Below are 13,939 nucleotides of genomic sequence, written 5' to 3'. Positions count from 1 at the left end.
TGCCCGGGCGGCGGCCGTCAGGCGCTGCGCCGGGTGACGAACTCGGCCAGCGCCAGCAGACCGCCCGCGGCCTCCGGATCGGGCACGGCGCGCGACAGCGCCTGCATGGCGCGGGCCATCCGGTCCGCCGCCTGGGCCTGGGCCCAGTCCCGGCCGCCCGCCCGCTCCACGATCCTGGTGGTCTCCTCCAGGTCCTCCGTGCCCTCCGCGTAGGGCGCCGCGTACAGCTCGGCGAGTTCCGCGGCGGCCGGGGTGCCCGAGGTGAGCGCCGCCACCACCGGGAGCGACTTCTTGCGGGCCGCCAGGTCCGCCCCGGCGGGCTTGCCGGTGCGGCGCGGGTCGCCCCATATGCCGATGACGTCGTCGATGAGCTGGAAGGCCAGCCCGGCCTCGCGACCGAAGGCGTCCAGCGCCGCCACGTCCTCGGCCGAGGCGCCCGCGTACAGCGCGCCGAGAGCGCAGGCGCACCCGAGCAGCGCGCCGGTCTTGGCCTCGGCCATGGCGAGCGTCTCGTCGAGGGTGATCTCGGTCGGGCGGCGCCGCTCCATGGCCGTGTCCACGTGCTGCCCCTCGCACAGCTCCATGACGCAGTCGGCGAGCCGGGTGGCCGCCGCCGCGGACGCGGAATGCGCGTCCGCGGCGAGCAGCCGCAGGGCGAGCGCCTGGAGGGCGTCGCCCGCCAGGATGGCGTCGGCGTCGCCGAACACCGTCCACGCGGTGGGCCGGTGGCGGCGGGTGGCGTCCCGGTCCATCACGTCGTCGTGGAGCAGGGTGAAGTTGTGGACCAGTTCCACCGCCGCCGCGGCCCGGACGGCCGCGGCACGGGCCGCGGGCCCCCCGAGCGCGGCGGCCGAGGCGAGGACGAGGGCGGGGCGGATCGCCTTGCCCGCGTTGCCGTCGGCGGGGCTGCCGTCGGCGTGCTGCCAGCCGAAGTGGTAGAGCCCGATGCGGCGCATGGTGGCGGGCAACGACGCCACGGCGTCCCGCAGTTCCGGGTCGACCGAGGCCCGGGACCGCCGCAGCAGCTCCGCCGCCTCGTCGGACGCCCCCGTACCGGAACCGCCCGGAGCCGGACCGTCCTGCCCCTCGGGCACCGCCCCCGGCTCCGTGCCCCCGCGTATCCCGAGGGGCTCGTGCCGTTCCAGCGTTCCCGTGGGAGGGGACAGTTCGGTGGCGCCGTACCCAGCGTCCGTCATGGACTCATCTCTCCCGTCAGCCCGCGTGCTTGCCCGTACCCCCGGGGTGTACCCGCCCCGGAGGGCGGGAACACGGCGCGGAGGGGACGGACGTCACTGCCAGCGGCCGATCTCGACGTTCTCCAGGACCCCGAGGGCGTCGGGCACGAGGACGGCGGCCGAGTAGTAGGCCGTGACCAGGTACTTGATGATGGCCTGCTCGTTGATGCCCATGAAGCGCACCGAGAGGCTCGACTCGATCTCGTCGGGGATGCCGGTGGCGCGCAGGCCGATGACGCCCTGGTCCTGCTCACCGGTACGCATCGCGATGATCGAGGTCGTCCGCGCCTCGGTGACCGGGATCTTGTTGCACGGGTAGATCGGGACACCGCGCCAGGTCGGGATGCGGTTGCCGGCGATGTCGATCGTCTCGGGGACGAGTCCGCGCTTGTTCAGCTCGCGGCCGAAGGCGGCGATGGCGCGCGGGTGGGCGAGGAGCAGCTTGGTGCCGCGGCGGCGGCTGAGCAGCTCGTCCAGGTCGTCCGGGCCGGGCACCCCGGCGTGCGGCTGGATGCGCTGGTCGTACTCGCAGTTGTGCAGCAGGCCGAACTCGCTGTTGTTGACGAGTTCGTGCTCCTGACGCTCCTTCAGTGCCTCGACGGTCAGGCGGATCTGCTGCTCCGTCTGGTTCATCGGCTGGTTGTAGAGGTCGGCCACGCGCGAGTGGATGCGCAGCACGGTCTGGGCGACGCTCAGTTCGTATTCGCGGGGGCGGGCTTCGTAATCGACAAAGGTTTGCGGGATATCGGGCTCACCGGTGTGGCCGGCGGAGAGGTCGATGGCCTTCTCGCCCTGCTTGTTGGTGCGCTGCTCGGGGAGGGAACGGAGCTGCTGGAGGTGGTCGCGCAGGGACTCCGTGCGCTCGGCGACCTGTTCGAGGTCCTGGCGGGGCAGGACCAGCACCGTGCAGGCGGTGACGGCGCGGGCGGTGTACTCCCAGATGGCCCCCGGGTCGAGCAGGGCGCCGTCACCGAAGTAGGCGCCGTCGGCCAGGACCCCGAGCACGGCGTCGTCGCCGTAGGGGCCGGTGCCGACCTTCTCCACCTTGCCGTGCGCCAGCAGGTAGACGGCGTCGGCCTCGGTGCCGAAGGACGCGATCACCTCGCCGGGCGCGAACTCGCGCTGCTGGCAGCGGCGGGCCAGCTCGGCGAGCGCCCCCTCGTCCTCGTAGGACCGCAGGGCGGGCAGTTCGCCCAGCTCCGCGGGGATGACCTCGACGCGGTCGCCGGTCTTCACAAACGTCACCCGGCCGTCGCCGATGGCGTACGTCAGGCGCCGGTTCACCCGGTACGTGCCGCCCTGGACGTCCACCCAGGGAAGGGTGCGCAGCAGCCAGCGCGAGCTGATCTCCTGCATCTGCGGCACGGACTTGGTCGTGGTGGCCAGGTTCCGCGCTGCCGCCGTGCCGAGGCTCTGCTGCGGCCTCGTCTGCTCGGTGCGGACCTCTTCGCCTACCGACATATGGAATTGCCCTCCCGGTCATGCCGGACGGCTGCGCCCGGCATCAATGTGCACGGGTCAGCCTTCACGACGGAGCCCGCCAGTGCTATTACACGAAAGAGCGAGAATGGATCATCGGTGCGCGGGGCAGGGATGATCATTCGTTCGAAGTACCGGCCCGAGGGCCCTCAACGGCCCTTCCACCGTCACTCATTCGCCATTTCGTCTTAAATCGTTCGCACGCGATACGAACAACGGGGAAGGCGGCTCGAACAAGCAGTAGGGATCGCTCCGTTTCGGTACAAGCCCGGTACCCGGCGGCCGCGTCCGGCGGCCGTCGCACGGAACGGAGGAGCCGGCGATGGCCTCACCCATGTCCGCGGACAGCTTCCTCGGGGCGTTGAGGGCCGAGGGCCTCACCGTCGTCGAGGTCGGCGACTGGCGGCACCACAACCGCGACCACAAGGGCCCCTGGGGGCCCGTGCACGGCGTGATGGTCCACCACACGGTGACCAGCGGCGGCGCGCGCACCGTGGAGATCTGCCGCACGGGCCACGAGGACCTGCCGGGGCCGCTGTGCCACGGCGTCATCACCAAGGACGGCCGGGTCCACCTGGTGGGCTACGGCCGCGTCAACCACGCCGGGTCCGGTGACGACGACGTGCTGCGCGCGGTCGTCGCGGAGAAGCGCCTGCCCGGCGACAACGAGGCGAACACCGACGGCAACCGGTACTTCTACGGCTTCGAGTGCGAGAACCTGGGCGACGGGGAGGACCCCTGGCCCCGCGCGCAGCTGGAGGCCGTCGAGCGGGCCGCCGCGGCGGTCTGCCGCCACCACGGCTGGACGGAGCGGTCCGTCATCGGCCACCTGGAGTGGCAGCCCGGGAAGTCGGACCCCAGGGGGTTCACCATGGCGTCGATGCGCGAGCGCGTCCGGGACCGGCTGAAGTGACCCGGCAGGGCCGCCCGGCGCACGGCACAATGGCCGTGTGACCAGCATCGACAGCACCGGCCGGAGCAGCGGCAGGCCCTCCCTGCCGCGCCCCCGGCTGCCCTCGCCACTGGTGCCGGCCGCCGACGCGCGGTTCGAACAGCACGGGGTGCGGCTGCTGCTGAAACGGGACGACCTCATCCACCCGGAGCTGGTCGGCAACAAGTGGCGCAAACTCGCGCCCAACCTCGCCCGGGCCGGCGGGCGCGCGGTCGTCACCTTCGGCGGGGCGTACTCCAACCACCTGCGGGCCACGGCCGCCGCCGGACGGCTGCTCGGCCTGCCCACGGTCGGCGTGGTGCGCGGCGAGGAGCTGGCGCACCGGCCGCTCAACGCCTCCCTCGCCCGGTGTGCCGCCGACGGCATGCGGCTGTGCTTCACCGACCGCGCGACATACCGCCGCAAGTCCGACCCGGGGACCCTGGCGGCCCTGCTGCGGACCGCGGGCGCGGAGGGCGCGTTCGTCGTCCCGGAGGGCGGCAGCAACGCGGCGGCCGTCCGGGGCTGCCGGGAGCTGGGCGTGGAGCTGGCCGGGCGGGCGGACGTGGTGGCGCTGGCCTGCGGCACCGGCGGCACCCTCGCGGGCCTGGCCGCCGGGCTGCCCGCGGGGAGCCGGGCGCTCGGGATACCGGTCCTCAAGGGGGGCGGTTTCCTCGCCGGGGAGATACGGCGCCTCCAGGAGGAGGCGTTCGGCGGCCCCCGGGGCGCCTGGAGCCTGGACGACCGCTTCCACTGCGGCGGGTACGCCCGCTCCACCCCCGGGCTGGACGCCTTCGCCGACGACTTCGAGGACCGCCACGGGCTGCCCGTGGAGCGCGTCTACGTCGCCAAGATGCTGTACGGCCTGCTGGCCCTGACCCGGGAGCACGCCTTCGCGCGCGGGACGACGCTGGCGGCCGTCGTCACCGGGCGGCCCTTCGCCTGACCGGGGCGCCGTCCGGGCACCCGCGCGGGAGGGCGGGCGGCGCGGCACCCGCGCGCGGGAGGGGGCGCGCGAGCCTCTCCGACTCCTCGCGGGCCCTCACGGCGGCACCCGCGCGCGGGAGGGGGACGCGGTGGACGGTCGGGGCGGAGTCGCCCGTACCGCGGCACCCACGCGGGAGGGCGGACGGAGTGGCGCCCCCGCACCGGCCCGCCGTCCCCCGCGGGCTACGCCGCCTCCCGGTAGGCCGCCGCCTCCTCCAGGTCCAGCCTGCGCAGCAGGGTGCGCAGCATCTCGTCGTCGATGTACCGGCCGTCCCGGAGCCGGACGAACACCGCGCGCTCGGCGCCGATCATCTCCCGCGACAGCCGCCGGTAGGTGTCGTCGACGCTCTCCCCGGTCACGGGGTTGACCTGGCCGAGCCGTTCCCAGACGGCGTCGCGGCGGCGCTCCATGACCATGCGCAGGCGGTCCGCGAGCGGGCCGGGCAGGGCGTTGCGCTCGTCGGTGAGCAGGTCGTCCAGGCGTTCCTCGGCGGCCCGGGACGCCTGGGCCTGGGCGTTGGCCTCCGCGAGGGTCTCGGCCCGGGTGTCGTGGGCGGGGAACCCCAGGAGCCGGATCAGCGGCGGCAGGCTCACCCCCTGGACGACCAGGGTGCCGATGACCGTGGTGAAGGTCAGGAACAGGATCAGGTTCCGTTCGGGGAAGGGCCCGCCGCCGTGGACGGTGAGCGGGACGGAGAAGGCGATGGCCAGGGAGACGACGCCGCGCATCCCGGCCCAGCCGATGACGAAGGGCGCCTTCCAGCCGGGATCGTCCTCCCGCGCGCGCACGCGGGCGGAGAGCAGGCGCGGCAGGAAGGTCGCGGGGTACACCCAGACGAAGCGGGCGGCGGCGACGACCAGGAACACGGCAACGGCGTACCAGGCCGCGTCGGCGACGGCGTAGGTGCCGAGGCCCCTGAGGACGACGGGCAGTTGCAGCCCGATGAGGGCGAAGACCGCCGACTCCAGGACGAAGGCGACCATCCTCCACACCGCGTCCTCCTGGAGGCGGGTGGCGAAGTCGACCTCCCAGGCGCGGTGGCCCAGGTGCAGGGCGACGACGACGACCGCGAGGACCCCGGAGGCGTGCACCTGCTCGGCGGCGGCGTACGCGACGAACGGGATGAGCAGGGAGAGCGTGTTCTGCAGCAGGGCCTCCCGCAGGTGGGTGCGCAGCCACTGCAGCGGCACCATCAGCACCAGTCCGACACCCACGCCGCCGACCGCCGCGAGCAGGAACTCGCCGATGCCCCCCGCCCAGGTGGCGCCCTCGCCGACCGCCGCCGCGAGGGCGACCTTGAAGGCGGTGATCGCGGTGGCGTCGTTCACCAGGGACTCGCCCTGGAGGATCGTGGTGATCCGGGACGGCAGACCCACCCGGCGGGCGACCGCCGTGGCCGCGACCGCGTCGGGCGGTGCCACGACCGCGCCGAGCACCAGGGCGGCGGTCAGCGGCAGTCCCGGCACGATCAGGTAGGCGGCGCAGCCGACGACGAAGGTCGCGAAGAGCACGTACCCCACGGACAGCAGCGCCACGGGCCGCACGTGGGCCCGCAGGTCGAGGTAGGAGCTGTCGGTGCCCGCCGTGTACAGCAGGGGCGGCAGCAGCAGCGGCAGGACGACGTGCGGGTCGAGGGTGTAGTCGGGGACCCCGGGGAGGTAGCTGACCGCCAGGCCGGCCGCGACCAGCAGCAGGGGCGCCGGGACCGGGGTGCGGCGGCCGGCGGCTGCGACCGCGGCGCTCCCCGCCACCAGCAGCAGGAGCGGCATCACGTCCATCGGCCTCGCCCGTCCTCCGCGTTCGCGCGCTCACCCGCGCACCCGTCGTAACCTGGGCATCATGAAACAGTGCACGCACGTCGACGCGCTGCCGCACCCGGAACCGCAGCCGCTTGGCGGCACCTGTCCCGAATGCCTGGCCGAGGGCACGGACCCGGTTCAACTGCGGCTGTGCCTCACCTGCGGTCACGTCGGCTGCTGCGACTCCTCGCCGCGGCGGCACGCGACGGCGCACCACGAGGAGACCGGCCATCCCGTGATACGGACCTTCGAACCCGGGGAGGACTGGCGCTGGTGCTTTGTCGATCATGTTCTGGTGTGACCGGCCCGTGACCTGTGCCGGAGACGGTTCGACCGTCTGAGCCATGGGTACGTCAACCCGGCGCGCGCTCTTCCGATTTGGACCCGCCGAACCCCTAGCCACTGTACGTGTTCACGTGTTTACTATGAGTGACAGCAAGGGCCGGGGTCCCGGGGACGGGAGACATCGGAGCGCGATAACGTCACCGCTGAACCACGTGTCGTGCTACCCCGGGGTCGTCCCGGCCCGGTAGCGCATGTACCACCTTGGAGGTGAGGGTGTCCCAGATCGCAGGCGAGCCCGCGACCCAGGACTTCGTGGAAGTCCGGCTGCCGGCCGCGGGTGCCTACCTGTCGGTGCTGCGTACGGCGACGGCCGGCCTCGCGGCCCGTTTGGACTTCACCCTCGACGAGATCGAGGACCTGCGCATCGCGGTCGACGAGGCCTGCGCGATCCTGCTGCAGCAGGCCGTGCCCGGCTCGGTGCTCAGTTGCGTCTTCCGCCTCGTCGACGACTCTCTGGAGGTCACCGTCTCGGCACCGACCACGGACGGTCACGCCCCCTCGCGGGACACCTTCGCGTGGACCGTGCTGTCGGCCCTCGCGGGCAAGGTCTCCTCCGCCGTGGACGAGGACAACACCGTTTCGATCAGCCTCTACAAACAGCGCGGCGCCGGACCCGGGCCGGCGTGAGGAACGGGGACGGGCCGGTGCGGGACGAGGAGCGCGGGACACGGGAGCTGTCGGCCGAGGGCACGGGTGTGCCGAGCGAGGCCCGGCGCGTGGCGGACGGCATCGACGGAATCCCCGAGCAGGCCCGGCCGCATCCGGAGGACGAGGCCGCGCCCGAGGCCGGCGTCCCCGGCGCGGGGCAGCGGCCCGGCGACGGTGCCGTACGGCACGCGCCCCCGGAGGGACCGGCGGGGAGCACCCCCGTCGGGCCCGGCCGGGGCGGGGCGCCTGCTCGGGAAAGGGCGACGGACGGGACGATGAGCGAGCACGAGCGGGACTCCGAGGACGCGGCGCCGGCCGTGCGCGGCGCGCAGGACGCGCGGCACGACCCTCAGGACCGCAGCGGGGCGCGCGCCCTGTTCACGGAGCTGCGCACGCTGGAGAAGGACGGCCCCGAGTACGCGGAGCTGCGCAACCGGCTCGTCCGCATGCACCTGCCGCTCGTCGAGCACCTCGCCCGCCGCTTCCGCAACCGGGGCGAGCCGCTGGACGACCTGACGCAGGTCGCCACCATCGGGCTGATCAAGTCCGTCGACCGCTTCGACCCGGAGCGCGGGGTGGAGTTCTCCACGTACGCGACCCCGACGGTGGTCGGCGAGATCAAGCGGCACTTCCGGGACAAGGGCTGGGCGGTGCGCGTCCCGCGCCGGCTCCAGGAGCTCCGGCTGGCCCTCACCACGGCCACGGCGGAGCTGTCCCAGCTCCACGGCCGCTCCCCCACGGTCCACGAGCTGGCGGAGCGGCTGGCGATCTCGGAGGAGGAGGTCCTGGAGGGCCTGGAGTCCGCCAACGCGTACTCCACGCTGTCCCTGGACGTCCCCGACACCGACGACGAGTCCCCGGCCGTCGCGGACACCCTCGGCGCCGAGGACGAGGCGCTGGAGGGGGTCGAGTACCGGGAGTCCCTCAAGCCGCTGCTGGAGGACCTTCCGCCCCGGGAGAAGCGCATCCTGCTGCTGCGCTTCTTCGGCAACATGACCCAGTCGCAGATCGCGCAGGAGGTCGGCATCTCCCAGATGCACGTCTCGCGGCTGCTGGCGCGCACCCTGGCGCAGTTGCGGGAGAAGCTCCTCGTCGAGGAGTAGCCGCCGTCCCGTCGGGAGGCGCCGCCGGGCCGCGTCCCGGTGGCGCCTGCGGGCGGGACGGCCGCCGCGGCCCACCGCCCGGGAGGCGGGGCCGCGGACGGCCGGGGGGGGCGGCGGACGCCCGGGGCTCAGGAAGCGGTCACTTCCTGTTCCCGCCGGGCCCCTTGATCCCCAGGGCCAGCGTCGTGGCCGGGTTGACCAGCATGAGCAGCGCCGTGACGGCCACCGCGCCGAGCGCGACGCCCGCGGGGACGGCCACGCCGTCGGAACCGATCAGGTTGACGGCCACGGGCAGGGCCAGGATCTGCGTGATGACGGCGGGGCCCCGGCTCCAGCCCCGGCAGGCGAGCAGCCCGCGCGCGGCGATCAGGGGCAGCAGTCCGAGGACCATCAGGGTGACGCCGCCGGTGAGGGCCGTGGTCCGGTCGTCGGGATGCCCGGTCAGGCCCTCCACCAGCACCCACACACCGCCCACGACGAGCACCAGCCCCTCCAGCGCGGCGAGCGCCGCCACGGCGGTCAGCCGGCCCGGGCGGGGCTCCGGCGCGTCGGCGGGGGCTTCGGGGGCGGGGGTCTGCTCACTGCTCACCCTGGAAGGGTAGCCCCCGGGCGCCCCGCTTCCCCGGGCGAGCCCCGGCACGGAGGGCCCGCCGGGCGCGCCGTACCGCCCTCTCGCGCGCACGCGTTCTCCTGAGCGACGCGGCTTCCGCGCCCGCGGCGTTCGTGCCGGGCGGCGCGCCTCGCGCACCCGCCGGGGAAGGGTGCCCCTCGCGCGCCCTCTCCTGACGCGCCGTCCCCTGGTGAACATGTCCGCGAAGGGACGTGTGGCGTCCCGCGAAGGGCGTTCGCCGACGGCGCGGCCACGCGGGTGCCCTCCCCGCCCGGGGCGTGCGGGGGCCGCGCGCCGCACGCGCACCGTCCCGCCCCACGCGTCGGCCCCTCCCTGAGCGGCACGTGTTCCGGGACACACATCCCGGCCGGGCGGGTCACGGCCTACGCTACGCATCCCGGCCGAGCGCACCGCCGCGCCAGGTGCCGACCGCTCGGGTGCCGTGGCGGACCCCCTGTCCACCGTGTCGGCCCCGGCTCCGCACCGCCCCGGGTCCGCCGGTTCCCGCCCCGGGCGTCCGTCCCGTTCTCCCCCGCCCTTTACGCCCGCGCTTCCGCCGCTTCTCCCACCGGAGACCCACCTCGGGCTGGGACGGGTACCCCGCAGTAGGTACCCTGCACCCCATGCGTGCACTTCTCGTGGTCAACCCGGCGGCAACCACCACGAGCGCGCGTACGCGCGACGTCCTGATCCACGCGCTCGCGAGCGAGATGAAGCTGGAGGCGGTCACCACCGAGTACCGCGGCCACGCACGCGACCTCGGCCGCCTGGCGGCGCAGAGCGCGGACATCGAGCTGGTGGTGGCCCTCGGCGGCGACGGCACGGTGAACGAGGTCGTCAACGGACTGCTGCACGCCGGGCCCGACCCCGACCGCCTGCCCCGCCTCGCGGTGGTCCCCGGCGGCTCCACCAACGTCTTCGCACGCGCCCTGGGCCTGCCCAACCACGCGGTGGAGGCGACCGGCGCCCTGCTGGACGCGCTGCGTGAGGGCCGCGAGCGGACCGTCGGTCTCGGAGTGGCCTCGGGTACCCCCGGCACGGACGACGAGTCGGTGCCGTCCCGCTGGTTCACCTTCAACGCCGGGCTCGGCTTCGACGCGGGGGTGGTCGGGCGGGTCGAGCAGCACCGCGAGCAGGGCGCGAAGTCGACGCACGCCCTGTACGTGCGCCAGGTGGTGCGTCAGCTCATCGGCGAGCCGCACCGCCGCAGCGGGACGATCACCCTGGAGCGGGAGGGCGAGGACCCGGTCACGGGTCTGGTGCTCTCCATAGTCTCGAACACGTGCCCCTGGACGTTTCTCGGCAATCGCCCGATCTACGCGTCGCCTAAGGCCTCGTTCGATACCGGCCTCGACGTGCTCGGCCTCAGCCGCCTGTCGACCGCCGCGGTTGCCCGGTATGGCACCCAGTTGCTCACTTCGTCCCCCGAGCGGGGCCCCCGGGGCAGGCACGCGGTCTCCCTGCACGACCTGAGCGCCTTCACCTTGCATTCGAAGGCGCCACTGCCTCTCCAGATGGACGGTGACCATCTGGGGCTGCGCACCAGCGTGACGTTCACAGGCGTACGCCGTGCACTGCGTGTGATTGTGTGAGCAGAAGGGCCCAAAGTCCTTTCACTCGAACGTTTAGGCCAGGGTCCACCCCATGGAAGTACGGCTGTGACCTAGTCGACACCGAAGAATCAAAAAAAACTTTCCGGAAGGGGTTGTATCCGCCGCCGAGGTTTGCGAATCTCTACATGGCGATCGGGACGGCCCGCAACACCGGCCTCCACTGATCACCGGAACCCCTCCTCAAAACACAGGACCGCGCCAGGGAACCTGGCGGTAGGCCCTTCCCTTGTTGAGGGATTCGTGAAAGCGTTCACATTCACAAGCACTTGCACGTAATACCAAGGAGAGGTAGCAGCCATGGACTGGCGTCACCGCGCCGTTTGCCGCGAGGAAGACCCCGAGCTCTTCTTCCCCATCGGCAACACCGGTCCCGCGCTGCTGCAGATCGAGGAAGCCAAGGCCGTCTGCCGTCGCTGCCCGGTAATGGAGCAGTGTCTGCAGTGGGCGCTCGAGTCCGGCCAGGACTCCGGCGTCTGGGGTGGTCTCAGCGAGGACGAGCGCCGCGCGATGAAGCGCCGTGCCGCCCGCAACCGGGCTCGTCAGGCCTCCGCCTGACCAGCCACCCCTGCTGACAGCCTGAGCTTGGCGGCGCGTACAGCGTGTACGCAACTCCCGCCCCCGAGCCGCAGCGCGCAGTACCCCGATGCGCAAGCACGAGCATTGGCCCCGGACTTCACGGTCCGGGGCTTTTCGCTGTCCCGGGCCGTTTCCGGAAAGGCATTCCGCCGACAACCCTTTGGCGTTGTCTTTCACCACATCAGGTTGACGGGGCCACCCTCTCCCGCATCCGATTGACCCGATGGACACCCCCGGTCGGCGCGGCGGACCCTTCCGCGCCGCGCTCCCGCTACTTCGGCCGTTCCTTCCGCGTCGCCACGGGAATGTCGAGGATCACCCGGGTGCCCCGCCCCGGAGCGGGCACCATGTCGAAGGAACCGCCCAGCTCGCCCTCCACCAGGGTGCGGACGATCTGCAGCCCGAGATTGCCGGAGCGGTGCGGGTCGAAGTCCGCGGGCAGTCCCACCCCGTCGTCCTGGACGGTGACCAGGAGGCGGGCCTGCTTCGTCGTCCCGCCGCGCACGGCCGAGACCTCCACCGTGCCCGTCTCCCCCTGGCGGAAACCGTGCTCCAGCGCGTTCTGCAGCACCTCGGTCAGCACCATGGACAGCGGGGTGGCGACCTCGGCGTCCAGGATGCCGAAGCGGCCGGTGCGCCGGCCGATGACCTTGCCCGGCGCGATCTCCGCCACCATCGCCAGCACCCGGTCCGCGATCTCGTCGAACTCCACCCGCTCGTCCAGGTTCTGGGACAGCGTCTCGTGGACGATCGCGATGGAGCCGACCCGGCGCACCGCCTCCTCCAGCGCCTCACGCCCCCGCTCGGACTCGATCCGGCGGGCCTGGAGCCGCAGCAGCGCGGCCACCGTCTGGAGGTTGTTCTTCACCCGGTGGTGGATCTCCCGGATGGTGGCGTCCTTGGTGATCAGTTCGCGTTCCCTGCGCCGCAGTTCCGTGACGTCGCGGAGCAGGACCAGGGAACCGATGCGGGTGCCCTTGGGCTTGAGCGGGATGGCCCGGAACTGGATCACCCCGCCCCGCGCCTCGACCTCGAACTCGCGCGGTGCCCAGCCGCTGGCCACCTTGGCGAGCGCCTCGTCGACCGGGCCGCGGGACGGGGCGAGTTCGGCGGTCGTCCGCCCGAGGTGGTGCCCGACGAGGTCGGCGGCCAACCCCATCCGGTGATAGGCCGACAGCGCGTTCGGTGACGCGTAGTGGACGATCCCGTCCGCGTCCAGGCGGATCAGGCCGTCCCCGACGCGGGGCGAGGCGTCCATGTCGACCTGCTGGTTCTCGAACGGGAAGGCGCCGGCCGCGATCATCTGCGCGAGGTCGGAGGCGCTCTGCAGATAGGTGAGCTCCAGGCGGCTCGGGGTGCGCACGGTCAACAGGTTGGTGTTGCGGGCGATGACCCCGAGCACCCGCTCCTGGCGGCGCACCGGGATCGACTCGACGCGGACCGGGACCTCCTCGCGCCACTCCGGGTCGCCCTCGCGCACGATCCGCCCCTCGTCCAGGGCGATGTCCAGCATGGGGCGGCGGCCCCGCGGCACCAGATGGCCGACCATGTCGTCCTGGTACGAGGTGGGGCCGGTGTTGGGCCGCATTTGCGCCACGGACACGTAGCGCGTGCCGTCCCGGGTGGGGACCCAGAGGACCAGGTCGGCGAAGGAGAGGTCGGAGAGGAGCTGCCACTCCGAGACCAGCAGGTGGAGCCACTCGAGGTCGGAGTCGTCCAGGGCGGTGTGCTGGCGCACGAGTTCGTTCATGGAGGGCACGGGGCGAGCGTACCCGGCGGTCGGGGAGGCGATCGAAACCAGCCGCCCCGCGGTGTCCGGCGGCCCCGGGAGAACCCACGGGCCGCGGCGCCTGGGAGGGACCCTCAGCCCTCCCGGCACCGCAGCCCGGAGCAAACAACGGCCGTGGGGTGTGCGGTCCCGGTCGGCCGTGGGTGAGGAACCCGGCAGTCAGGGCAGAGAGCCCGGCTCCTCGGTCCGCCCTCCTGTGCGGGGAAGGCGGAAGCCCTACGTCGGCGTGCTCGTGCGCACGCCCGGTCTCAAGAGCCATTGTGGACTAGACCATTCGCCGTGTCCATGCGGCGGACGGCACCGGTTCCCGGCCGCCCCGGCCCGGGGCCATTGTGGATCATGTCGTGCCCGGGAAGGGCGTGTTCGGACCCGGCCGGACGGGGGACGGCGGGCACGGGCGCGAGGCGGAGGAACGGTGGGGAGGGGGCGACTCGGAGCGCCCGCGCGCGACGGCGGCGGGGTCGGTGAGGGACGGCGGCACGGCGGACACGCGTGGACGCGCCGGGAACGGGGGCGGCGGAAACGGGGAGGAGGCGGTGGAGGCGTCCGCCGCGCCACGCGCCCTGCCGAACGGCCGGGAGGGCGGCCCGGGTCCCGGCACCGCGTCCCTCCTCCGCCCGGCGGCGGGCCCCGCGGGGCCGGGCGGGGCCGCGCTCCCGACGCTCGGGGCCCCGGCCCGGATCCGGGCCCCAGGTACGGCCCGGGTGCGGGCCTCCGGTCCGGGTACAGGCACAGCCCGGGTACGGGCACAGCCCGGGTACGGGCACAGCCCGGGTACGGGCACAGCCCGGGTACGGGCACAGCCCGGGTACGGGCACAGCCC

At 73.4% G+C, this 13,939-nt stretch carries 12 protein-coding genes; 7 read left to right on the top strand and 5 right to left on the bottom strand.

Going from position 1 to position 13,939, the window contains the following annotated elements:
- Positions 1-17 precede the first annotated feature (17 nt).
- Both GTY84_RS21400 and GTY84_RS21395 read right to left on the bottom strand, forming a co-directional pair.
- Complete coding sequence (locus tag GTY84_RS21400) at positions 18-1,196, bottom strand: family 2 encapsulin nanocompartment cargo protein polyprenyl transferase (RefSeq protein WP_161227927.1); 1,179 nt, start codon at positions 1,194-1,196, stop codon at positions 18-20.
- A gap of 93 nt (positions 1,197-1,289) precedes the next feature.
- Positions 1,290-2,696, bottom strand: coding sequence for a family 2B encapsulin nanocompartment shell protein (locus GTY84_RS21395; RefSeq protein ID WP_161227926.1), 1,407 nt, complete (start codon positions 2,694-2,696; stop codon positions 1,290-1,292).
- A 340-nt stretch (positions 2,697-3,036) separates the two neighbouring features.
- Here GTY84_RS21395 and GTY84_RS21390 point away from each other — a divergent pair, with 340 nt between their 5' ends.
- The gene (locus tag GTY84_RS21390; RefSeq protein WP_161227925.1) at positions 3,037-3,627 is read left to right on the top strand and encodes an N-acetylmuramoyl-L-alanine amidase; all 591 of its coding nucleotides are present in this window, start codon (positions 3,037-3,039) and stop codon (positions 3,625-3,627) included.
- 46 nt (positions 3,628-3,673) lie between these two features.
- Complete coding sequence (locus tag GTY84_RS21385; RefSeq protein ID WP_161228047.1) at positions 3,674-4,591, top strand: pyridoxal-phosphate dependent enzyme; 918 nt, start codon at positions 3,674-3,676, stop codon at positions 4,589-4,591.
- A 224-nt stretch (positions 4,592-4,815) separates the two neighbouring features.
- On the opposite strand, the gene GTY84_RS21380 is transcribed toward GTY84_RS21385, so the two are convergent.
- On the bottom strand, positions 4,816-6,411 hold the full coding sequence (locus tag GTY84_RS21380; RefSeq protein ID WP_161227924.1) for a Na+/H+ antiporter: 1,596 nt from the start codon (positions 6,409-6,411) through the stop codon (positions 4,816-4,818).
- Positions 6,412-6,472: 61 nt separating this feature from the next.
- On the opposite strand from GTY84_RS21380, the gene GTY84_RS21375 reads away from it, so the two are divergent.
- From GTY84_RS21375 to GTY84_RS21365, 3 genes are all read left to right on the top strand, one after another.
- Positions 6,473-6,733: a UBP-type zinc finger domain-containing protein gene (locus tag GTY84_RS21375; RefSeq protein WP_161227923.1), complete on the top strand. Its 261-nt coding sequence runs from the start codon at positions 6,473-6,475 to the stop codon at positions 6,731-6,733.
- 257 nt (positions 6,734-6,990) lie between these two features.
- A complete protein-coding gene (locus GTY84_RS21370) occupies positions 6,991-7,404 on the top strand; it encodes an anti-sigma regulatory factor (RefSeq protein WP_019326945.1) in 414 nt (137 codons plus the stop codon).
- Positions 7,401-8,528 (top strand): SigB/SigF/SigG family RNA polymerase sigma factor, encoded by a 1,128-nt coding sequence (locus tag GTY84_RS21365; RefSeq protein ID WP_345943496.1) that lies wholly within the window; start codon positions 7,401-7,403, stop codon positions 8,526-8,528. The genes GTY84_RS21370 and GTY84_RS21365 overlap by 4 nt, the downstream gene beginning before the upstream one ends.
- 139 nt (positions 8,529-8,667) lie before the next feature.
- On the opposite strand, the gene GTY84_RS21360 is transcribed toward GTY84_RS21365, so the two are convergent.
- Positions 8,668-9,117, bottom strand: a complete 450-nt coding sequence (locus GTY84_RS21360) for a hypothetical protein (RefSeq protein WP_161227922.1) — start codon at positions 9,115-9,117, stop codon at positions 8,668-8,670.
- A 644-nt stretch (positions 9,118-9,761) separates the two neighbouring features.
- Between GTY84_RS21360 and GTY84_RS21355 the strand changes: the two genes are divergently transcribed.
- Entirely contained in the window at positions 9,762-10,730 is a 969-nt protein-coding gene (locus GTY84_RS21355; RefSeq protein WP_161227921.1) for a diacylglycerol kinase family protein, read from the top strand.
- Positions 10,731-11,048: 318 nt separating this feature from the next.
- Positions 11,049-11,306 (top strand): WhiB family transcriptional regulator, encoded by a 258-nt coding sequence (locus GTY84_RS21350; protein ID WP_003973730.1) that lies wholly within the window; start codon positions 11,049-11,051, stop codon positions 11,304-11,306.
- Between the two features lie 292 nt (positions 11,307-11,598).
- Here the strand turns inward: GTY84_RS21350 and GTY84_RS21345 are convergent, their stop codons facing one another.
- On the bottom strand, positions 11,599-13,077 hold the full coding sequence (locus tag GTY84_RS21345; protein ID WP_161228045.1) for a PAS domain-containing sensor histidine kinase: 1,479 nt from the start codon (positions 13,075-13,077) through the stop codon (positions 11,599-11,601).
- Between the last annotated feature and the right edge of the window lie 862 nt (positions 13,078-13,939).

It is taken from the genome of Streptomyces sp. SID8352 (assembly GCF_009862265.1).
Classification (GTDB): domain Bacteria; phylum Actinomycetota; class Actinomycetes; order Streptomycetales; family Streptomycetaceae; genus Streptomyces.
This window is presented reverse-complemented; position numbering and strand designations above follow the sequence as displayed.